Origin of the sequence: Cellulosimicrobium cellulans (assembly GCF_024124905.1) — a bacterium.
Classification (GTDB): Bacteria; Actinomycetota; Actinomycetes; order Actinomycetales; family Cellulomonadaceae; genus Cellulosimicrobium; species Cellulosimicrobium cellulans_G.
Map to the genome: position 1 here is coordinate 54,041 of NZ_JAMXST010000007.1, position 20,493 is coordinate 74,533.

Annotated in this window: 17 protein-coding genes and 1 riboswitch; of the genes, 15 read left to right on the forward strand and 2 right to left on the reverse strand. The window is 75.1% G+C overall.

Translation table 11 applies throughout. The features are described 5' to 3' along the window. The first annotated feature begins 152 nt into the window (after nucleotides 1-152). From NHH00_RS19440 to NHH00_RS19455, 4 genes are all read left to right on the forward strand, one after another. Nucleotides 153-728 (forward strand): hypothetical protein, encoded by a 576-nt coding sequence (locus tag NHH00_RS19440; RefSeq protein ID WP_253055179.1) that lies wholly within the window; start codon nucleotides 153-155, stop codon nucleotides 726-728. 73 nt (nucleotides 729-801) lie between these two features. Further along, nucleotides 802-1,188, forward strand: coding sequence for a DUF1304 domain-containing protein (locus tag NHH00_RS19445; RefSeq protein WP_253055180.1), 387 nt, complete (start codon nucleotides 802-804; stop codon nucleotides 1,186-1,188). Nucleotides 1,189-1,358: 170 nt separating this feature from the next. Further along, nucleotides 1,359-3,734 carry a phosphoribosylformylglycinamidine synthase subunit PurL gene (gene purL, locus NHH00_RS19450; RefSeq protein WP_253055181.1) on the forward strand — a complete coding sequence of 792 codons (2,376 nt, stop codon included), beginning with the start codon at nucleotides 1,359-1,361 and terminating at the stop codon, nucleotides 3,732-3,734. A gap of 245 nt (nucleotides 3,735-3,979) precedes the next feature. Then, nucleotides 3,980-4,987 carry an endonuclease/exonuclease/phosphatase family protein gene (locus tag NHH00_RS19455; RefSeq protein WP_253055182.1) on the forward strand — a complete coding sequence of 336 codons (1,008 nt, stop codon included), beginning with the start codon at nucleotides 3,980-3,982 and terminating at the stop codon, nucleotides 4,985-4,987. Between the two features lie 82 nt (nucleotides 4,988-5,069). Here the strand turns inward: NHH00_RS19455 and NHH00_RS19460 are convergent, their stop codons facing one another. Beyond that, nucleotides 5,070-7,694, reverse strand: a complete 2,625-nt coding sequence (locus NHH00_RS19460) for an MMPL family transporter (protein ID WP_253055183.1) — start codon at nucleotides 7,692-7,694, stop codon at nucleotides 5,070-5,072. Between the two features lie 89 nt (nucleotides 7,695-7,783). Further along, entirely contained in the window at nucleotides 7,784-8,482 is a 699-nt protein-coding gene (locus NHH00_RS19465; RefSeq protein WP_253055184.1) for a TetR/AcrR family transcriptional regulator, read from the reverse strand. A gap of 170 nt (nucleotides 8,483-8,652) precedes the next feature. Further along, a riboswitch (SAM riboswitch) is annotated at nucleotides 8,653-8,762 on the forward strand. 344 nt (nucleotides 8,763-9,106) lie between these two features. On the opposite strand from NHH00_RS19465, the gene NHH00_RS19470 reads away from it, so the two are divergent. The 11 genes from NHH00_RS19470 (at nucleotide 9,107) to NHH00_RS19520 (ending at nucleotide 20,408) form a co-directional block, all read left to right on the forward strand. Then, a complete protein-coding gene (locus NHH00_RS19470) occupies nucleotides 9,107-10,261 on the forward strand; it encodes an LLM class flavin-dependent oxidoreductase (RefSeq protein WP_253055185.1) in 1,155 nt (384 codons plus the stop codon). A 19-nt stretch (nucleotides 10,262-10,280) separates the two neighbouring features. Continuing rightward, entirely contained in the window at nucleotides 10,281-11,687 is a 1,407-nt protein-coding gene (locus NHH00_RS19475; RefSeq protein WP_253055186.1) for an NtaA/DmoA family FMN-dependent monooxygenase, read from the forward strand. 55 nt (nucleotides 11,688-11,742) lie between these two features. Beyond that, nucleotides 11,743-12,645 carry a DUF1684 domain-containing protein gene (locus NHH00_RS19480; RefSeq protein WP_253055187.1) on the forward strand — a complete coding sequence of 301 codons (903 nt, stop codon included), beginning with the start codon at nucleotides 11,743-11,745 and terminating at the stop codon, nucleotides 12,643-12,645. Nucleotides 12,646-12,731: 86 nt separating this feature from the next. Beyond that, nucleotides 12,732-13,265, forward strand: a complete 534-nt coding sequence (locus NHH00_RS19485) for a GNAT family N-acetyltransferase (protein ID WP_253055325.1) — start codon at nucleotides 12,732-12,734, stop codon at nucleotides 13,263-13,265. After that, on the forward strand, nucleotides 13,262-14,353 hold the full coding sequence (locus NHH00_RS19490; RefSeq protein ID WP_253055188.1) for an amino acid ABC transporter permease: 1,092 nt from the start codon (nucleotides 13,262-13,264) through the stop codon (nucleotides 14,351-14,353). Before NHH00_RS19485 ends, NHH00_RS19490 begins: the two co-directional genes overlap by 4 nt. Further along, nucleotides 14,350-15,144: an amino acid ABC transporter ATP-binding protein gene (locus tag NHH00_RS19495; RefSeq protein WP_253055189.1), complete on the forward strand. Its 795-nt coding sequence runs from the start codon at nucleotides 14,350-14,352 to the stop codon at nucleotides 15,142-15,144. The genes NHH00_RS19490 and NHH00_RS19495 overlap by 4 nt, the downstream gene beginning before the upstream one ends. 151 nt (nucleotides 15,145-15,295) lie before the next feature. After that, nucleotides 15,296-16,330 carry an ABC transporter substrate-binding protein gene (locus tag NHH00_RS19500; RefSeq protein ID WP_253055190.1) on the forward strand — a complete coding sequence of 345 codons (1,035 nt, stop codon included), beginning with the start codon at nucleotides 15,296-15,298 and terminating at the stop codon, nucleotides 16,328-16,330. A 7-nt stretch (nucleotides 16,331-16,337) separates the two neighbouring features. Further along, nucleotides 16,338-17,519: an FAD-dependent oxidoreductase gene (locus tag NHH00_RS19505; RefSeq protein WP_253055191.1), complete on the forward strand. Its 1,182-nt coding sequence runs from the start codon at nucleotides 16,338-16,340 to the stop codon at nucleotides 17,517-17,519. Further along, complete coding sequence (locus tag NHH00_RS19510; RefSeq protein ID WP_253055192.1) at nucleotides 17,516-18,541, forward strand: NADPH-dependent oxidoreductase; 1,026 nt, start codon at nucleotides 17,516-17,518, stop codon at nucleotides 18,539-18,541. The genes NHH00_RS19505 and NHH00_RS19510 overlap by 4 nt, the downstream gene beginning before the upstream one ends. A gap of 110 nt (nucleotides 18,542-18,651) precedes the next feature. Then, nucleotides 18,652-19,905 (forward strand): LLM class flavin-dependent oxidoreductase, encoded by a 1,254-nt coding sequence (locus tag NHH00_RS19515; protein ID WP_253055193.1) that lies wholly within the window; start codon nucleotides 18,652-18,654, stop codon nucleotides 19,903-19,905. Nucleotides 19,906-20,000: 95 nt separating this feature from the next. Continuing rightward, nucleotides 20,001-20,408 (forward strand): rhodanese-like domain-containing protein, encoded by a 408-nt coding sequence (locus NHH00_RS19520; protein WP_253055194.1) that lies wholly within the window; start codon nucleotides 20,001-20,003, stop codon nucleotides 20,406-20,408. Nucleotides 20,409-20,493: the final 85 nt, after the last annotated feature.

Consider the following 20,493-nt stretch of genomic DNA (forward strand, 5'->3'; position numbering starts at 1 on the left):
GGGATCGCTCCTCACCCTCGGCCGTGCGTGGGGAGAGATCCCGGGTTCGGCGGCACCAAGGGCGAGGGGTCCGCCGCCGGAACTTCGTGGGCGCGTGGTCCGTTGAGGTCGGCGAGCGCGTCAGCGCCGCACCCGTCCGACGAAGGGGCCCGATGACCGAGCACGAGCCGACCCGGCGGTCCGCCGACCCGCGCGCCGTGGCGATCGCGGGCCTGATGACCGTCGCCTGGTACGCCGTGCCCGACGTCGTCCGGCCGCGCTGGGCCCGTGCGCTCGCCAAGACCGCGGTCGCGACGGCGGGTGCCGTGCTCACGGTGACCTCGACCGCGGAGGGTCGCGACGCGCGCGAGGGCGTCCGGTCGCTGCGCGACGCCGTCCGGTCGCCCGACGACGCCGGCGACCACGTCGCGGCGGCGAGCACCGGGACGACCGGCGGCCCCGGGGCCGAGCCGGCGGACGGCGCCGCGCGCGAGGACAACACGTACGTGCCGGACCGCGAGGAGCCGACACCGGTCCCGCCCGGCGTCGTCGCGGCCGGAGCGATCGGGGGAGTCGCGCTCGCGACGACGCTCGCCGTCGCCGGGGAGAAGTGGGTCTACCGCCGCGGGGAGCGGCTGCGCGCACGGGGCGTCCGGCTGCCGCACACGCGCGTCGGGCTCGTGCTCGGCGCGCTGGCCGTGGCGCTCGCGGCGGCGGAGCCGCTCCTGTGGAACGCTGAGGACCGCTGAGGCAGCGACCCGGGCCGGCCCGCCGGCGGGAGGTCGTGCACCGTGCGGCCTCGCGGACCGGGAGGGGCCGAGGATGATCGGGTTCGGGCTGGCGCTCGCGGGGGTCGCCGCGGCGATCCACGGGTACATCTTCGTCATGGAGTCGCTCACGTGGACGAGCGCGCGCACGCGCGCGACCTTCGGCACGTCGCGCGAGGAGGCCGCGGCGACGAAGGAGCTCGCGTTCAACCAGGGCTTCTACAACCTGTTCCTCGCGGTGCTCGTCGTGCTCGGGATCGTCCTGTACGCGACGGGCCGGCACGACGTGGGCCTCACGCTCGTCCTCGCGGGCGCCGGGTCGATGGTCGCCGCCGGGCTCGTGCTGATCCTCTCGTCGCCGTCCAAGGCGCGCGCCGCGCTGGTGCAGCTCGTCCCGCCGCTGCTGGGCGTCGTGGGGGTCGTCGTCGGCCTCGTCTCCTGACACCCGCCTGCTGGGGCCGCCCACGTGGTCGGCCCCAGGCGGGACCGGGAGGGGGACGACGGGGACGCCGACCGGAGGGCGGACGGGACCACGAGGCCCGGCGACCCGCCGGTAGACTGGGCCCCGCGCCGTCGTGCGCTCCCCGCATCAGCGCCCACCCGAGGGAAACGATGACCGCCCCCGCACCCCAGGCTTCCGCACGCTCCGACGCTCGTCCCGCCGCAGGACCGACGCTGGACACCGTCGAGCACGCCGCCGCCACTCCCGACGAGGTCCAGCCGTACGCCGAGCTCGGCCTCAAGCCCGACGAGTACCAGCGCATCCGCGACATCCTGGGGCGCCGCCCCACGGCCGCGGAGCTCGCGATGTACTCGGTCATGTGGTCCGAGCACTGCTCGTACAAGTCGTCCAAGGTCCACCTGTCGAAGTTCGGCGCGGCCACCACGGACGAGATGAAGAAGCACCTGCTCGTCGGCATCGGCGAGAACGCGGGCGTCGTCGACATCGGCGACGGCTGGGCCGTGACGTTCAAGGTCGAGTCGCACAACCACCCGTCGTTCGTCGAGCCCTACCAGGGCGCCGCGACGGGTGTCGGCGGCATCGTGCGCGACATCATCTCGATGGGCGCGCGCCCCGTCGCCGTCATGGACCAGCTCCGCTTCGGCGCCGTCGACCACCCGGACACGGCGCGCGTCGTGCACGGCGTCGTGAGCGGCGTCGGCGGCTACGGCAACAGCCTCGGCCTGCCGAACATCGGCGGCGAGCTCGTCTTCGACTCCTCGTACCAGGGCAACCCCCTCGTCAACGCGCTGTGCCTCGGCGTGCTGCGCCACGAGGACATCCACCTCGCCAACGCCTCGGGCGTGGGCAACAAGGTCGTGCTGTTCGGCGCCCGCACGGGCGGCGACGGCATCGGCGGCGCCTCGATCCTCGCCTCGGAGACGTTCGAGGACGGCGTGCCCGCCAAGCGCCCGAGCGTCCAGGTGGGCGACCCCTTCATGGAGAAGGTCCTCATCGAGTGCTGCCTCGAGCTGTACGCGGCGCAGGTCGTGGAGGGCATCCAGGACCTCGGCGCCGCCGGCATCTCGTGCGCGACGTCGGAGCTCGCCTCGAACGGCGACGGCGGCATGCACGTGTGGCTCGACGACGTCCTGCTGCGCGACCCGACGCTCAACGCGGGCGAGATCCTCATGTCCGAGTCGCAGGAGCGCATGATGGCGGTCGTCGCGCCCGACAAGCTCGACGAGTTCCTCGCGATCACCCGCAAGTGGGACGTCGAGACTGCCGTTATCGGCGAGGTCAACGACTCCGGGCGCCTGACGATCGACCACCACGGCGAGCGCATCGTCGACGTCGACCCGCGGACCGTCGCGCACGAGGGCCCGGTCTACCACCGCCCGTACGCGCGCCCGTCGTGGCAGGACGGGCTCAACGCCCGCACCGTCGAGGCCGACGCGCTCGCCCGCCCCGAGAGCGGGGACGAGCTCCGCGCGACGGCCCTGCGCCTCCTCGCGTCGCCCAACCTCGCGTCCAAGGAGTGGGTGACGAACCAGTACGACCGGTTCGTCCAGGGCAACACCGCGCTCGCGCAGCCCGACGACTCGGGCGTGGTCCGCGTCGACGAGTCCACCGGCCTCGGCGTCGCGCTCGCGACGGACGCGAACGGCCGCTACGGCAAGCTTGACCCGCGTACGGGCGCACGCCTCGCGCTCGCCGAGGCGTACCGCAACGTCGCGACGACGGGCGCCCGCCCGCTCGCCGTGACCGACTGCCTCAACTTCGGCTCGCCCGAGGACCCCGACTCGATGTGGCAGCTCGTCGAGGCGATCGAGGGCCTCGCGGACGCGTGCCGCGAGCTCGGCGTGCCGGTGACGGGCGGCAACGTGTCGCTCTACAACGGGACCGGCGAGCCGGGGCAGATCGACTCGTCGATCCACCCGACCCCGGTCGTGGGCGTGCTCGGCGTGCTCGACGACGTCGCGCACGCGACGCCGTCGGGCTGGCGCGAGACGGGGGAGAGCATCTACCTCCTCGGCACCACGCGTGCGGAGCTCGACGGGTCGGCGTGGGCCGACGTCGAGCACGGCCACCTGGGCGGCGTGCCCCCGCGGGTGGACCTCGCGGCCGAGAAGGCGCTCGCCGGCGTCCTCGTCAACGCGAGCCGCGACGACCTCGTGTCGGCCGCGCACGACCTCTCCGAGGGCGGGCTCGCGCAGGCGCTCCTCGAGGCGTCGCTGCGCTTCGGCGTCGGGGCCACCGTGTCGCTCGACGCGCTGACCGAGCGCGACGGCGTCACCCCGTTCGAGGCGCTGTTCTCCGAGTCGACGGCCCGCGCGCTCGTCGCGGTGCCGCGGGGCGAGGAGTCCAAGCTCGTCGACGCGTGCGTCGCGCGCGGCGTCCCCGTGCTGAAGATCGGCGAGACGGGCACCGAGCCCGGCGCCGTCGCCGAGTCGGGCGAGGCGCTCGAGGTCGCGGGCCTGTTCACCATCCCGCTCAGCGAGGCGGACGCGGCCTTCCGCGGCACGCTCCCGGCCATCTTCGGCTGAAACCCCGCACCCCCGACGCCCCGGTCACCGCCCAGGTGACCGGGGCGTCGTCGTCCGTGGACCCTGCCCGACCACGACACAGCCCGCTGTCGAGCACGACATGAGGGTCGTTCTCCGCCCGAGAACGACCCTCATGTCGTGCTCGGCGGACCGGGGGCGCCATGCTGGGCGGGTTTCGTGGAGGTCGGCGGGCGAGGCGGCGCGGGGGGTCGCCGCGTGCGCCGCGACGGTGTCAGAGTCCGGGCATGACCCCGGCGACCACGAGCCTCCCGTCCGCGCGCGTCACGGCCCGACGGCGGCCGGGCGGTCCGGTCCTCACCGTCCTGCTGGCGGCGGGGACGGTCGTGGTCGTCCTGCTGACGCTCGCGCGGGCGGTGCCGTACGACGCGGTGACGCCGCTCGCGCAGGTCGTCGGGTTCACGCCGTTCGTCGCGGCGGCGGCCGTCGGCGGCCTCGTGGTCACGCTCGTCGCGCGCCGGTGGGTCCTCGCGGCGCTGCTCGCGGTCTGCGTCGCCGCCCAGGCGGTGTGGCTCGTGCCCGCGTTCGTGCCCGGCCCGGCGCCGCCCGACGACGCGGCGTCGCTGCGCGTGATGGGTGCCAACGCGTGGCTCGGGTCGGCGGACGCGGACGCGCTGGTCCGCCTCGTCCGCGAGCAGGACGTCCAGGTGCTCGCGGTGCTGGAGCTGACGACCGACCTGCGCGAGCGGCTCGTCGCGGCGGGCATCGAGGACGTGCTCCCGTACGGCGTCGATGCCAAGGTCGGGTCCGGGGCGCTCGGCAGCGGGCTGTGGAGCGCGCTGCCGCTCGACGACGTCGACCTCGAGCCGTTCTCCAACGACGCGATGCCGTCCGCGACCGTGGAGGTCGACGGCGTGCCCGTGCGGGTCACCGCCGTGCACCCGATCCCGCCGATCCCGGAGTACGTGCGGGTCTGGGGCGAGGAGACGGCCGCGCTCGCCGAGCGCGCGGCCGCGAACCCGCTCCCGCAGGTGCTCGTCGGCGACTTCAACGCGACCCACGACCACGCGACGTTCCGGCGACTGCTGGGCGAGCGGTTCCACGACGCGAGCCGCGCGTCGGGAAGCGGTCTGGACCTGTCGTGGTCGCCGCGCCCGGGCACGGTGCCGCCGGTCCTGAACCTCGACCACGTGGTGACGGACCGGGAGAACGTCGTGACCGACGTCGCCTCCCTGCCCGTGCCCGGCAGCGACCACCGCGCGATCGTCGCGACGGTCCACGTGCCCCGCCCCTGACGCCGAACCCGGGGTTGCTCCCCGGTTCGGCGCCGAACCCGGGAGCAACCCCGGGTTCGGCGCACGGGGGTGGTGTGTGCGGTCAGCTGCGCGCGGGCTCCGGGGAATCGACGGGGGTCTCGTGGTGCGGGTGGCGGCGCTCCAGGGCGGCGCCCTCGACGTCGACGTCGGGCAGGACGCGGTCGAGCCAGCGGGGGAGCCACCACGCCTTGTCGCCGACGAGGTGCATGAGCGCCGGGACGAGCAGCATCCGCACGACGAACGCGTCGACCAGCACGCCGAACGCGAGCGCGAACCCGATGGGCCGGATCATCGCGCTGTGCGAGAAGACGAACCCGCCGAAGACGGAGATCATGATGATCGCCGCGGCCGTCACCACGGCCCGGCCCGCGCGCACGCCCTGGACGATCGCGACGCGCGCCGGGGCGCCGTGCGCGTACGCCTCGCGCATCCCCGAGCCGAGGAAGAGCTGGTAGTCCATCGCGAGGCCGAACAGGATGCCGACGAGGATCGTGGGCAGGAAGTTGAGGATCGGGCCCGGCGTCTCGACGCCGAACACCCCCGAGAGCCAGCCCCACTGGTAGATCGCGACGACCCCGCCGAGCGCGGCGAAGTAGGACAGGATGAACCCGAGCGTCGCGACGACCGGCACGAAGATCGACCGGAACACCAGCACGAGGATGACGAGCGACAGCCCGACGACGACCGCGAGGTAGATCGGCAGCGCCTGCGCGAGCTTGTCGGAGATGTCGATGTTGCCGCTGGCCGAGCCGGCGACGCCCAGCGTCACGTCCCCATCGAGGGGCTCGAGCGCGCGCAGGTCGTGCACGAGCTCCTCGGTGGACTCGCTCGTGGGCCCCTCGGCGGGGATCACCTGGAACGCGGCGACGGTGCGGTCCGCGGAGGTCCCGACCGGGGCGACCGCGACGACGTCGTCGAGCGCGAAGAGCGACCGCGCGACCTGCACCTGGTACTCCAGCGCCTCCGCCTCGGTGGGCTCGCCCGGGAGGTCGGCGACGACGAGCAGCGGGCCGTTGGTGCCCTCGCCGAACTGCTCGGCGATCGTCGAGTACGCGCGGTACTGCGTGGAGTCGTGCGCCTCCGACGACCCGTCGGGCAGGTTGGTCCGCAGGTCGAGCGCGGGGAGCGCGATCACCCCGAGCGCCACGACGGCGAGGATCGCCGTGCCCACGGCGCGCAGCGTGGACATCGGGCGGACGGGCTTCGTCCCGTCCAGAGCGGTCGTGCCCGACGGCGCGGCGTCGGTCGCGGCGCCCGGCTCGCCCGGAGTCTGGGTCCCGGCGAGCGCGGCGCGCTCACGGCGGCTGAGGATGCGCGTCCCGATCATGCTCAGCAGGGCGGGCGTGAGGGTGACGGCGATGAGCACGGCGATCGCGACGCAGAGCGCGCCGACGGTCCCCATGAGGCCGAGGAACGGGATGCCGGTGACGTTGAGCGCGAGGAGCGCGATGAGCACCGTGGCGCCGGCGAACACCACGGCGTTGCCCGACGTGCCGTTCGCGAGCGCGATCGACTCCTGGACGTCGTCGCCCTGCTTGAGCTGGCGGCGGTGCCGGTTGACGATGAACAGCGAGTAGTCGATCCCGACCGCGAGCCCGAGCATGAGGCCGAGCACGGGGGTCACCGACGACATCTCGACCACGCCGGAGAGCGACATCGCGGCGAGCGCACCGATGCCGACACCGATGAGCGCGGTGAGGATCGGCAGCCCCGCGCCGACGAGCGTGCCGAGCATGACGACCAGCACGATCGCCGCGACGACGAGGCCGATCGCCTCGCCGACGCCGAAGACCTGGGGGACGCCCTGCGTGATGTCGGACGAGAAGTCCGTCTGGACACCCTCGACCGGGTCGTCGGTGAAGACCGCGACGAGGTCGTCCTTGGTCTGCTGCTCGATGCTCATGTTCGGCTCGGTGAACGCGACGCTCGCGACGGCGGCGCTCCCGTCCTCGGACACCATGCGGATCTCCGACGCCATCTCGAGCAGCGGCGCGGAGGCCTCGAGCTGGGCGGACTGCTCCTCGAGCGTCGTGCTCTGGTCCTCCAGCGCGGTCATTTGCTTGTCGAGCGCCGCGGCCTGGGCGTCGAGCTCGGCGCGCCCGGCGTCGAGCTCGGCCTGCTGCGCGTCGAGCTGGGGCGCCACCTGGTCGAGCGCGCCCGCGGCCTGGGCCTGCGCGCGTGCCGCGTCGAGCTGGGCCTGGCCCTCGTCGAGCTGGGTCCGCGCGGCGTCGAGCTGCTCCTGGCCCGCGGCGAGCTGCGTGCGACCGTCCTCGAGCTGCGTGCGCCCGGCCTCGATCTGGGTGCGGCCGTCCTCGACCTGCTGACGCTGGTCCGCGAGCTCGGCCTGCGTGGCGAACGGGTCGACGGCCGTCTCGACGCCGTCGACCTCCTCGGCCGCGGCGAGGCGGTCGGAGATCGCCGCCTCCTGCTCGGGCGTGAACGCCGAGCCGTCCTCCGTGGCGAAGACGACGGTGCCGCTCCCGCCCGATGCCTCCGGGAGCGCCGTCTGCAGGCGCTCCGTCACCTCGGCGGTCGGGGTGCCCGGGATGGAGAAGCTGCTCGCGAGCGAGCCGCCGAACGCGACGAACGCCGCCCCGGCGAGCACGAGCACCGCGAGCCATGCGGCGAGGACGGTCCGCGCGCGGCGCGCGCTGGCACGCCCGAGGCGGTAGAGGAGTTCAGCCATGAGGGTCCTTCGGTGGGGAGTCCGGGGTGGTCCGGTGGGCGGTGCGGCGTGCGGTCCGGTGGCGGTCGGGGAGGTGAGGGCGGGAGGCGTCAGGCGGGGAGCTCCCAGCCTGAGCGCATGCGCGCGACGAGACGGTCGAGGAGGTTCGCCCACACGCGGCGCGAGGCGTCGTCGTCGGCGGCGCCGGTCGCGGCCCACCAGCGGCGCTGGATCACCAGGACCCCGGCCATGAGCGCGCCGACGAGCATCTCGATCTCGAGCGGGTCGACGTCGGGGTGCCGCCGCGTGGTCTCGGCGACCAGGCGCTCGGCGAGGTGGGTGAACGTGCGCACGACCATCGTCGTGACGCGGGGGGTGGGCTCGGTCGCGGTGCCGCCGAGGGCACGCGTGAGGTAGGCCATCGGGCCGACGAGGTCGGTGCCGCGGAGCGCGGCGGTGAGGTCGTCGAGCGGGGTCGTGCGGTCGGTGCCGGGGTCCGCGGCGCTCGCCCCGAGCGCGTCGACCACGGTGCCCAGCACGTCCTCGCACACCTCGACCACCACGTCGTCGAGCGCCGCGAAGTGGTTGAAGATCGTGCGCCGCGCGACGTCGGCGCGTGCGGCCAGGTCGTCGACCGTGAACCGGGCGCCCCCGTTCTCCTCCATGAGCGACGCGGCGGCATCGACGATCGCGCGGCGGTGCCGCGCGCGCAGCGCGGCGCGGCGATCGGTCGCGGGGCCGGTCGCGGGGTCGGCCGCCAGGTCGGGCGCGGGCACGCCCGACGGCTCGGTCGCGGAGGGGAGGGGCACGTCATGACACTAAGTGCATCGATGCACTCGGTGCAAACAGCGTCGTGGTGCTCAAAGTTGACCGATTGAGTCCAGTATGTGGGAAGGTCTCCTCGGTGCGTTGACACCCCGCGGTGGCCGCTCGTAAGTTCCCGCGCAACCGAGGTCGACGTACCCCGGTCACAGGACATGGTCATGAGCTCCGACGCCAAGCCCCGGCTCGTCGGACGGCAACCCTCCCGCGCGGTGGGGTGCCCCGGGTGAGGACCAGGTCCCGCGTCGCGCGGACCACGCGCGGCGCGGGGCAACGACGCGGAGCCCGGCGACGGGCACGAAGGAGACGGACGATGGATCGGCGAATGTCGAGCACCGCGGTGAGCACCGCGCACGTGTCGACGTGCCCCTGTCCGTTCGCGGGCGCCCCCGGCGCCCCCGCCCTCGGGGCCACGGGTCCCGCGCCCGTCGCCTGTTGTCGCTGACGACGACCCGTCTCTGACACCCCGCGCCACCCGCGCGCGGTCCGGGTCCCTCCCGGCTTCCCCAGCCCGTCCTGCCGCCGCGCGCGGCCGGACCCCCCTGCCCACCCTCCGGCACCCCGCCGCGCCCTGAGCGCGCCGTCGGCTCAACTGAGAACGGATCCTCGCGATGTCCGACCCCCGCCCCGCCCGCACCCTCCACCTCGGCGTCGACCTCACCGACGCCGGCGCGCACCCCGCCGCCTGGCGGACCGTGGGCTCCCAGGCCCAGCGGCTCTTCGACGCCAAGCGCCTCGTGGAGCTCGTGGCCACCGCCCAGCGCGGCCTGCTCGACCTCGTCACGCTCGACGACGCGTTCACGCTCCAGCCGGGCCGCAACGGGTCCGTGCGCGGCCGGCTCGACGCCGCGCTCGTCGCGTCCCGGCTCGCGCCCCGCAGCGCGGGCATCGGCCTCGTCCCGACCGTCACCACCACGCACACCGAGCCGTTCCACGTGTCCAAGGCGATCGCGACGATCGACCACGTGAGCTCCGGGCGCGCGGGATGGCAGGTCGGGTGGTCCACGACCCCGGCCGAGGCCGCGGCCTTCGGGCGCAAGGGCGCCCAGGACGAGCCCGACGCCGTGGCCGAGGCGGACGAGGCGGTCGAGGTCGTCACGCGGCTCTGGGACTCGTGGGAGGACGACGCCGAGATCCGCGACGTCGCGACGGGCCGGTTCGTGGACCGCGAGAAGCTCCACTACGTCGACCACGAGGGCATCCGGTTCGCCGTCAAGGGGCCGTCGATCACGCCGCGCCCGCCGCAGGGCCAGCCGCCCGTCGTCGTCCGGGCGGACACGCCTGCGTCGCTCGACCTCGCGGCCCGCCGGGCCGACGTCGTCCGGGTCCGCGCCGCGACCCGCGACGAGGCCGTCACGCTCCGGTCGCAGGTGCGCGACGCGGCCGCGGACGCCGGGCGCGACCCCGACGCGCTGCGGGTCCTCGTCGACGCCTACGTCGTCGTCGGCGACACGCGCGCGAGCGCGCAGGCCCGCCTCGACCTGCTCGAGGACCTCGAGGGCGTCTCGTGGGACACCGACTCGCTCACGCACGTCGGCACGGCGCGCGACCTCGCCGTCACGGTCGAGGAGTGGGTGCACGCCGGTGCCGCCGACGGCTTCCTGCTGCGGCCGTCGTCGCTGAGCACGGACCTCGACGCGATCGTCGACGGCGTGGTGCCGCTGCTCCAGGGCGCGGGCCTGTTCCGCACCGCCTACCCCGGGACGACGCTGCGCGACACGCTCGGCCTCCCGCTCCCCGCCAACCGCTACGCGGCGATCGCCTGACCCCGGACGGACCGACGACATGAGCACGCGCCCCCGCAAGCAGATCCACCTCGGCGCCCACTTCCCGGGCGTCAACAACACCACCGTCTGGAGCGACCCCCGCTCGCGCAGCCAGATCGACTTCGCCTCGTTCGAGCACCTCGCCCGCCGCGCCGAGGACGCCAAGCTCGACTTCTTCTTCCTCGCCGAGGGCCTGCGCCTGCGCGAGCACAAGGGCCGCATCCACGACCTCGACGTCGTGGGTCGCCCCGACACGCTGCCCGTGCTCGCCGCGCTCGCGGCGGTCACGGACCGCCTCGGCCTCGCGGGCACGATCAACACGACGTTCAACGAGCCGTGGGAGCTCGCGAAGCAGTTCGCGACGCTCGACCTGCTCTCCGAGGGCCGCGCGGCCTGGAACCTCGTGACGAGCCCCGACGCCTTCACGGGCGCCAACTTCCGCCGCGGCGGGTACCTGCCCTACCCCGAGCGCTACGCCCGGGCGGCCGAGGTCGTCGAGGTCGCGCGCGCCCTGTGGGACTCGTGGGACGACGACGCCGTGCTGGCCGACCGGATCGCGGGCGAGTTCTTGCGCCCCGGGTCGGTGCGGCCGGTCGCGCACCACGGGACGTACGCGGACGTCGTCGGGCTGTTCGAGACGCCGCGCGGACCGCAGGGGCACCCCGTCCTGTTCCAGGCCGGCGACTCCGCCGACGGGCGCGACTTCGCCGCCGCGACCGCCGACGTCGTGTTCTCCGCGCACTCGACGTTCGACGCCGGGCGCGCGTTCTACGAGGACGTCAAGGGACGGCTCGCGGCCCACGGGCGCGAGCGCGACTCCCTGAAGATCCTGCCCGCGACCGTCGTCGTGCTGGGCGACACGCCCGCCGAGGCCGAGGAGCGCGCTCGCGAGATCCGGCTCCAGCAGGTCTCCGGGCCGACGGCCATCGCGTTCCTCGAGCAGGTCTGGGGCCGCGACCTCGAGGCGTACGACCCCGAGGGACCGCTGCCCGACGTCGAGCCCGACACGGAGAACCTGTCGATCACGCGGGGCCGCGTGCGGCACGCGAAGGACCCGGCGGCGGTCGCCGCGGCGTGGCGCGAGCAGGCCGAGGCGAACGGCTGGTCGATCCGCGAGCTCGTCATCCAGGTGACGTCGCGCGGCGGCTTCGTCGGCACGCCGCAGCAGGTCGCGGACGACATCGACCGCCACGTCCAGGAGGACGCGTCCGACGGCTTCATCCTCGTCCCGCACCTCACGCCGGGCGGGCTCGACGACGTCTTCGACCAGGTCGTTCCGCTGCTCCAGGAGCGCGGCTCGTTCCGCACCGAGTACGAGGGCACGACCCTGCGCGAGCACCTCGGCCTCGCGCGGCCCGGCACCGCGCCGCGCGCCGCCGACCCCGAGCCCTCGGCGGCCTCCGCCGAGCTCGTCGGCCGACCGTAGCCGTCCCGCACGCACCCGCACCGCAGACCTGCACCGTACCGACCTCGGAGGACCCATGAGCCAGAGCACGCTGACCGCCACGGGCACCGTGGCCGACGACCCCGCCGCCCCCGGGACGGCCGACGAGGCGCACGACGCCGCCGCGTGGGCGGCATGGCACGCCGAGCGCGAGGAGGGGCTCCGGCCGCCGCACGGCTGGCTGAGCCTCGTCGCGTACCACTGGCTCCCGGCCGAGCCCGCCGCGCTGCCCGGCGTGCCCGGGCTCTGGTGGGCCGACGCCGACGGCGCGCACCACCGCGCGGACGAGGGCGGCGCCGTCCGGGCGACGACGGGCGACTCCGTCGGGACCGTGGTCGTCACGGAGGGTGGGTCCTCGGTCGCGGGCACGTTCCTGCCGGACGGCCGGGACGCGGGCGACCCGGCGGACGGGGGCGAGACGCGCGAGGTCGCGGTGGAGGTCGTGCGCCGCACGGGCCGGTACGCCGTCCGGCTGCGCGACCCGCTCGCTCCGGCCCGGACGGGGTTCGACGGCGTCCCGACGTTCGCCTACGACCCCGCCTGGGTCGTGGACGCGGCGGTGCGCTGGTACGACGCGCCGCGGCCCGTCGTCGTCGGCGCCGCGCGCCCCGGGCTCGTGCACCACGTGAGCACGGTCGGCGAGGTCGACCTCGCGGTCGAGCGCGACGGCGTCGTCCACCGGGCGACGCTCGTCCTCACGGGCACGGCCGGCGGCGCGGTGACGCTGCTGTTCAGCGACGAGGCGGACGACGTCGCGCCCTGGCGCGTCCTGTGGGTGGACGCCGACGTGGCGCCCGGCACCGAGGGGCGCGTGCGGCTCGACCTCAACCGGGCGATCAACCTCCCGTACGCGTTCAGCGACGTCGGGACGTGCCCGGCGCCGGTCGAGGGCAACCACGTGCCGTTCGCCGTCACCGCGGGCGAGAGGGCACCGCGGTGACCGCGCTCGCGGCCGTCCCGGCCACGGCGGGACCGTCCGGGGCGACGGGGTCGAGCGCTGCGGTGCGCGAGGTCCGGTCCGTCGCGATGCACGACCCGCTCGTGCGGCCGCTGCTCGACGAGCTGTCCCACGAGTACTGGACGCGGTACCAGCGCGTGCTGAGCGCCGAGGAGCTCCGCGCCGAGATGGAGCACTACCCCGCGCAGGACTTCGCGGCGCCGCACGGCGAGCTCGTGCTGGTGCTGGAGGACGGCGAGCCGGTCGCGGGCGGCGCGTTCCGCCGTCGGACCGAGCCGGAGCTCGGCGACCCGGCACGCCTCGCCCGGCCGTCCGCGCGCTGCACCGACGGGACGCCCGCCGTGCGCACCGCCGAGCTCAAGCGGATCTGGACGCACTCGGCGCACCGGCGCCGCGGGCTGGCGCGCCTCGTGCTGGCGGAGCTGGAGCGCCGCGCCGTCGAGCGCGGCTACCGGCGCGTGTACCTCACGACGGGCCCGCGCCAGCCCGAGGCCGCCGGCCTGTACCTCGCGACCGGCTACACGCCCCTGTTCGACACCGGGACCGATCCCGAGGAGATCGGCCCGCTCGCCTTCGAGAAGTGGTTGGAGGTCGCGTCATGAGCACCGTGTCGCTCCCGCAGGACGAGTCCCGGCAGCTCGCGCCGCCGTCGGGCCGGCACCCCGCCGACCGGAGCGGCGGTGTCGAGGACGCGCTGCCGCTCGAGAGCCTGCGCATCGTCCCCGCGCGACACCCGGGCCGCTGGGCCGCGACGGCCGGCGTCGCGGTGCTGCTCGCCATGGTCGTCAGCTCGCTCGTGACGAACGACCGCTGGGAGTGGGGCGTCGTCGCGCAGTACCTCACGTGGCCGTCGATCCTCGAGGGCGCGTGGGCGACGATCCGCCTGACGCTCGTCGCGTCGGTCGTCGGGTTCGCGCTCGGCACGGTCCTCGCGCTCATGCGCCTCTCGCGCTCGCCGCTCCTCCAGTCGGTGTCGTGGACGTACACGTGGGTGTTCCGGTCGGTGCCGCTGCTGCTGCAGCTCCTGCTCTGGTACAACCTCGCGTACCTCTACCCGTACCTCAGCGTCGGCATCCCCTTCGGGCCCGAGTTCCTGTACTTCGACACGCTGTCCGTGATCGACAAGTTCTGGGCCGCGATCCTCGGGCTCGGGCTCTCGCAGGCCGCGTACTCGGCGGAGATCGTGCGGGCCGGGATCCTCTCGGTCGACCAGGGGCAGCAGGAGGCCGCCGCGTCGCTCGGCATCCCCAAGCGGCGCGAGGTGAGCCGCATCATCCTGCCGCAGGCGATGCGCTCCATCATCCCGACGGCCGTCAACGAGGTGATCGGGCTCCTCAAGGGCACGTCGATCGTCTACGTGCTCGCGTACGGCGAGCTGTTCTACATCGTCAGCGTCATCTACGGCCGCAACGGCCGCGTCGTGCCGCTGCTCATCGTCGCGTCGATCTGGTACCTCGTGCTCACCACGCTCATCACGGTCGTCCAGTACTACGTCGAGCGGCACTACGCGAAGGGTGCCGTACGCACGCTGCCGCCGACGCCGCTGCAGAAGGCGCGCTGGACCGTCCTGGTCTGGGCGTCGCGGCTCTCCGGCCGGCCCGTGCCCGACTCCGTCCCGCCCGCGTACGCGGCCCGCGCCCGCGTGGGCGTGCTGACGCGCACCGCGCGCACGGCGGGAGGTGCGGCGTGAGCGCCGTCGTCGCGACCACCGACGTCGCGACCGCCGGGCTCGTCGAGATCCACGGCGTCCACAAGAGCTTCGGCACCCTCGAGGTGCTGCGCGACGTGTCGCTCACCGTCCCGCCCGGGTCCGTGACGGTCGTGCTCGGCCCGTCCGGCTCCGGGAAGTCGACGCTGCTGCGCGCGATCAACCACCTGGAGAAGGTCGACAAGGGGTTCATCTCGCTCGACGGCGAGCTCATCGGGTACCGCCGCAAGGGCAACACCCTGCGCGAGCTCAAGGAGCGCGAGATCCTCGGCCAGCGCACCCAGATCGGGTTCGTCTTCCAGAGCTTCAACCTGTTCCCGCACCTCACCGCGCTCGAGAACGTCGTCGAGGCGCCGGTCTCGGCGCAGCGTCGCCGCCGCGAGGACGTCGAGCCGGAGGCCCGCGCGCTGCTCGAGCGCGTCGGGCTCGCGGACAAGGCCGACGCGCGGCCGCGCCAGCTCTCCGGCGGGCAGCAGCAGCGCGTCGCCATCGCCCGCGCGCTCGCGCTGCGGCCCAAGGTGCTGCTGTTCGACGAGCCGACCTCGGCGCTCGACCCCGAGCTCGTGGGGGAGGTGCTCGAGGTCATCAAGGACGTCGCGAGCACCGGCACGACGCTCGTCGTCGTCACGCACGAGATCGGCTTCGCCCGCGAGGTCGCCGACACCGTCGTGTTCATGGACGACGGCGTCGTCGTGGAGCAGGGCACGCCCGCCGAGGTGCTCGACCACCCGCGCCACGACCGCACCCGGGCCTTCCTCCAGAAGGTCCTCTGACCCGGGGCGAGCCGGGGTCCTCGACCCGCAGCCGCCCCGCGTACCGCGCCCACCACCGCTTCCCGACGTCGTCACCCGCGACCGGCCGCCCGGCCGTCCCGCACCGCACTCCCGCGTCACCCCGACGCACCACCCGAGAGGTAGGACACCCGTGACCGCAACGACCACCCGCGCCCGCGCCCCCCGCGCGCTCGCCGCCCTCGCCGTCGTGCCCCTGCTGGCGCTCGCGGCCTGCTCCGGGGTGAGCACCGAGGCCCCGGCGGCCGCGGACGAGGGCGCGGCCTCCTCCGACGGCACGACGGAGAGCACGACGTCCGTCTCGGACGCCCTCGACGTGAGCACGAGCCCCGACCAGGACCGCATCCGCACCACCGAGTCGGCGGAGGCCGTCGCGCTCCTCCCGGACGCCTGGAAGGACAAGGACGAGCTCGTCGTCGCGATCTCCGCGGGCGCCGCGCCGCCGCTCGGCTTCCTCGCCGACGACGACGAGACCCCCATCGGCAACGAGACCGACATCGCGCAGCTCGTCGCCGACGCGCTCGGCAAGGACCTGCGCCTCGAGGTCAAGGCCTGGGCCGACTGGCCGCTCGCGCTCGGCTCGGGCGACGTCGACGCCGTGATCTCCAACGTCACGGTGACCGAGGAGCGCAAGGAGACCATCGACTTCTCCACGTACCGCAACGACGAGCTCGGCTGGCTCGTGGGCGCCGACTCCGACATCACGTCGATCACGAAGCGCGAGGACATCGCGGGCAAGGTCGTCGCCGTCGGCTCCGGGACGAACCAGGAGAAGATCGTGCTCGAGTGGGACCGCCTCAACCAGGAGGACGGCCTCGAGCCCATCCAGGGCCCCGAGTACTACGAGCAGTTCTCCGACGTCCTGCTCGCGCTCCAGTCCGGGCGCATCGAGACGTACGTCGGGCCCAACGCGTCGCTCGCGTACCAGGCGGCGATCTCCCCGCAGGACTTCAGGGTCGTCGGCACGCTCAACGGCGGCTGGCCCGACACCGCGCAGATCGCCGTCGCCACGAAGAAGGGCAACGAGGTGGCCCCGGCCATCACCGCCGCGATCAACCACGCCATCGAGGACGGCACGTACCTCCAGGTGCTGCAGCGGTGGGGCCTGGAGTCCGAGGCCGTCGAGGAGTCGCAGACCAACCCGCCCGGCCTCCCGAAGACGGAGTGACCCGCGCATGACCACCAGCACCCAGCACGTCGACCACCTCGTGGTCGGGGGCGGCGTCATGGGCTCGGCCGCCGCGTGGCAGCTCGCCCGGCGCGGGCGCGACGTCCTGCTGCTCGAGCGCTTCGCCCCCGGGCACGCGCACGGTGCCTCCCACGGGACGTCGCGCATCTACCGCACGACGTACGCCGAGCCCGAGTACCTCGACCTCGCGCAGGAGGCGCTCCGCCTGTGGCGCGAGGTCGAGGACGAGACCGGGACCGAGCTGCTCACGGTCACGGGCGGCGTCAGCCACGGGCGGCGCGACGGCGCGGCCGAGCGCCGCGCGGACGCGATCGGTGCGGCGTTCGCGGCCCGCGGGATCGAGCACGAGTGGCTCGACCCCGCGGCCGCGGCCGAGCGCTGGCCGGGGCTGCGGTTCGAGGGCCGGGTGCTGCACGAGGTCGCGACGGCCGGGCGGCTCCACGCCGACCGCGCCGTCGCGGCCCTCCAGGGCGCGGCCGCCGCGAGCGGCGCCGACGTCCGCCACGAGACCGCCGTCCGGCACGTCGAGCGCGTCCCGGAGGGCGTGCGCGTCGTCACCGACGGCGGCGACGTCGTCGCGCGGGTCGTCGTCGTGACCGTCGGGGCGTGGAGCGCCGGCCTCCTCGGCGGTCCCGCCGGCGGGCTGCTGGGGCAGGAGCTCCCGCTCGTCGTGACCCAGGAGCAGCCCGCGCACTTCGCGCTCGCCCCGGGCGCGTCCCCGCAGGGGTGGCCGGCGTTCACGCACGACGTCGGTCCCGGCACCGCGTGGCCGAGCGGCGTCTACGGCCTCGCGACCCCGGGCGAGGGCGTCAAGGTCGGCTTCCACGGGGTCGGGCCCGTCGTCGACCCCGACCGGCGCTCCTACCGGCCCGAGCCGGGTCAGCTCGCCGTGCTGCGCGACTACGTCCGCACGTGGCTGCCCGGCCTCGACCCCGACGCCTACGTCCCCGTGAGCTGCACCTACACGACGACGCCGGACCACGACTTCGTGCTCGACCGGCGCGGTCCGGTCGTCGTCGGCGCCGGGTTCTCCGGCCACGGCTTCAAGTTCGCCCCGGCGGTCGGCCGCGTGCTCGCCGACCTCGCCACCCGTCCCGACGACGCGCTCGCGGCCGAGCGGTTCGCGCTCGCCCGCCTCTCCGCACTCCCCGAGAGGACCGCCTCATGACGTCCACACCCGTCACCGTCCCGGCCGTCGTGCGTCCGGCCCGCCGCGACCGCCGCGACGGCGGCCCGCGCGACCTGGAGAGCGACCTGACCGACGTGCCCACCGGTGCCCGGCCCGACGCCGGCGTGCCCGACGGTGCGGTGCTCGACGGCGCGCGCGCCGCGGTCGGGGCGCGCTACGGCGTCGCGCCGGACGTCGCGGACGTCGCGGCGCCCGGTGCCGTCGTCGGGCTGGCACGCCGTGCCGCAGTCGGCCGGGCGCGCGACGCGGTCCGCCCCGCGGACGTGCTCGGCACCGTGCTCGGGCACCGCAGCGTGCGTCGCTACCGCACCGATCCGCTCGCCGACCACGTCGTCCCGACGCTCGTCGCCGCCGCGCAGTCCGCACCGACGTCGTCGAACCTCCAGCTCTGGAGCGTCGTCGCCGTCACCGACGCCGCGCGCAAGGACCGGCTCGCGGCGCTCGCGGGCGACCAGGAGCACGTCCGCACCGCGCCGCTGCTGCTCGTCTGGCTCGCCGACGTCGCCCGGGCGCGCGCCCTCGGGGAGCGCGAGGGCGTCCGGCTCGAGGCGACCGACTACCTCGAGACGACGGTCGTGGCGTTCCTCGACGCCGCGCTCGCCGCGCAGAACGCGGTCGTCGCCGCCGAGTCGCTCGGGCTCGGCACCGTGTACATCGGCGCGCTGCGCAACCACCCGGCCCAGGTCGCGGCCGAGCTCGGCCTGCCCGAGGGCGTCGTCGCGGTCGTGGGGCTCGTCGTCGGGCACCCCGACCCTGCGGGCGGCGAGCGCGTCAAGCCCCGGCTGCCGCAGGCGGCGGTGCTGCACCCCGAGCGCTACCACGGCGACCAGGCGGAGCACGTCGCGGCGTACGAGCAGCGCATCGCGCCCTTCTACCGCGAGGAGGGGCTCGACGGCGGCTGGCGCGACCGCGTCGTCGACCGCCTGCGCGTCCCCGGCGCGCTGCGCGGGCGCGCCCACCTGCGACCCACGCTCGCTGCGCTCGGGTTCCCGTCCAAGTAGGAGCCCCGGTCCCGTCCCGCCGCCGGGAGCAGTCGGGACCCACCGCTCCACCGGCCGCTGCGCCGCCACCGGCCGCCGCACCACGACCAGCCGCACCACCGAAGGAAGCCATGTCCTCCCACCCGCACCCGACCGCCACCCCCGGCGGTCCGCGACCGGCGTCCGGCCGCGTCCCGCTGTCCGTCCTCGACCTCGCGATCGTTCCCGAGGGGGCGACGGGCCAGGACGCGGTGCGCCGCGCCGTCGGGCTCGCGCGCGACCTCGACCGGCTCGGTTACCACCGCGTCTGGTACGCCGAGCACCACCTGTCGCCCGGTGTCGGCTCCGCGTCGCCCGCCGTGCTCGCCGCGGCCGTCGCGGCCCGGACCGAGCGCATCCGCGTCGGCAGCGGCGCGGTGCTGCTGAGCACGACGAGCCCGCTCGTCGCCGCCGAGCAGTTCGGGACGATCGCCGCGCTGCACCCGGGCCGGGTCGACCTCGGGCTGGGCCGGGCCTTCACCCCGCCGAAGGACGCGACGGGTTCGCAGGGCAGCACGCAGGGCACGGACGGCCCGCTGCGCGCCGCGCGGTCCGGCGCGACCGGGCCGCGCGTCGTCGAGGGGCTCTACGTCCCCGGCGCGCCGCCGTCGAACCTCAACGACTCCGTGCTGCGCGAGCGGATCCTCGCGCAGAAGCGGATCGTCGGGGCGTCGCGCACGCCCGTCAGCTTCCGCGAGGAGCTGGACCTCGTGCTCGGCCTGCGTGCCGGGACGTACCGCGACGAGCACGGGACGCCGTACGTGAGCCCGCCCGTCGAGGGTGCCGACTGGGACCTGTGGGTCCTCGCGTCGAGCCCCGGCGAGAGCGCGCGCGTCGCGGGCGAGCTCGGGCTGCCGATCGCCGCGAACTACCACGTGGCGCCGTCGGCGACGATCGACACCGTCGCCGCCTACCGCGCGGCGTTCCGGCCGGGCGTGCTCGACGAGCCGTACGTCGTCGTGTCCGCCGACGTGCTCGTCGCCGACACGATCGAGCGCGCCCGGGAGCTCGCGACACCGTTCGCGGACTGGGTGCTCTCCATCCGCCGCGGCGCCGACGGCGCGATCGCGTACCCCGAGCCGGGTACGTCGCCCGCGTGGGAGGACCGCCCGGAGGCTGAGCGCGCGCTCGTCGCGGACCGCGTCGACACGCGCATCGTCGGCGACCCGGAGACGGTCGTGCAGCGGCTCGAGACGCTGCGCCGCGCGACGGGTGCCGACGAGCTGCTCGTCACCACCGCGACCCACGACGCCGACGACGCCCGTCGCTCGTTCGAGCTGCTCGCCGAGCACTGGTTCGCGGGAAGCCCCGCCCCCGCCACACCCGCACTCGCCACCACCCCCTAACGCGAGATCGACCCGCGCGTCGCCAGATCGACCTCCTGAGGGTCGATCTCGGACGTGCGGGTCGATCTCGCGACGACCCCTCGAAGGAGAAACCCATGACGACCACCCCACCCCTCCAGGCCGCGACCGACGCCGCGGCCAAGGTCGCCGACGGCGCGCTGCTCATCGACGTGCGCTCCGCCGGCGGCCGCGCCGCGCACGGCGAGATCCCCGGCGCCACGCTCGCCGACCGCCACGACCTCGACGCCCTGTTCGGTCCCGCCGAGAACCCGGCGATCTCGCTCGACACGCCCGTCGTCGTCGTGTGCGGGTCGCCGAACGGCTCCGGACCCGTCGCCGAGGCGCTCGCCGAGCGCGGGTACACGAACGTCTCGCACGTCGACGGCGGCTTCCCGGCCTGGAAGGACGCCGGCCTCCCGGCGTCGGAGCCGGTCGAGGCGTCGCCCGCGACGTCTCCGGAGTCGACGGCGTCCCCGGACCCGACGGCGCCCGCCCGGTCCTGAGCGGCCGACCGGACCGCACCACGTCTGCCCGGCTCGCGCAGCACCGGCACCGCGAACCCGCACCCGCGCACCACCCACGACGACA

Coding starts and splice junctions, on each gene's coding strand:
- NHH00_RS19470 (WP_253055185.1), top strand. CDS start 9,107: ATGTCCGACCCCCGCCCCGCCCGCACCCTCCACCTCGGCGTCGACCTC.
- NHH00_RS19505 (WP_253055191.1), top strand. CDS start 16,338: ATGACCACCAGCACCCAGCACGTCGACCACCTCGTGGTCGGGGGCGGC.
- NHH00_RS19485 (WP_253055325.1), top strand. CDS start 12,732: ATGCACGACCCGCTCGTGCGGCCGCTGCTCGACGAGCTGTCCCACGAG.
- NHH00_RS19510 (WP_253055192.1), top strand. CDS start 17,516: ATGACGTCCACACCCGTCACCGTCCCGGCCGTCGTGCGTCCGGCCCGC.
- NHH00_RS19445 (WP_253055180.1), top strand. CDS start 802: ATGATCGGGTTCGGGCTGGCGCTCGCGGGGGTCGCCGCGGCGATCCAC.
- NHH00_RS19520 (WP_253055194.1), top strand. CDS start 20,001: ATGACGACCACCCCACCCCTCCAGGCCGCGACCGACGCCGCGGCCAAG.
- NHH00_RS19455 (WP_253055182.1), top strand. CDS start 3,980: ATGACCCCGGCGACCACGAGCCTCCCGTCCGCGCGCGTCACGGCCCGA.
- NHH00_RS19480 (WP_253055187.1), top strand. CDS start 11,743: ATGAGCCAGAGCACGCTGACCGCCACGGGCACCGTGGCCGACGACCCC.
- purL (WP_253055181.1), top strand. CDS start 1,359: ATGACCGCCCCCGCACCCCAGGCTTCCGCACGCTCCGACGCTCGTCCC.
- NHH00_RS19515 (WP_253055193.1), top strand. CDS start 18,652: ATGTCCTCCCACCCGCACCCGACCGCCACCCCCGGCGGTCCGCGACCG.
- NHH00_RS19475 (WP_253055186.1), top strand. CDS start 10,281: ATGAGCACGCGCCCCCGCAAGCAGATCCACCTCGGCGCCCACTTCCCG.
- NHH00_RS19490 (WP_253055188.1), top strand. CDS start 13,262: ATGAGCACCGTGTCGCTCCCGCAGGACGAGTCCCGGCAGCTCGCGCCG.
- NHH00_RS19440 (WP_253055179.1), top strand. CDS start 153: ATGACCGAGCACGAGCCGACCCGGCGGTCCGCCGACCCGCGCGCCGTG.
- NHH00_RS19460 (WP_253055183.1), bottom strand. CDS start 7,694: ATGGCTGAACTCCTCTACCGCCTCGGGCGTGCCAGCGCGCGCCGCGCG.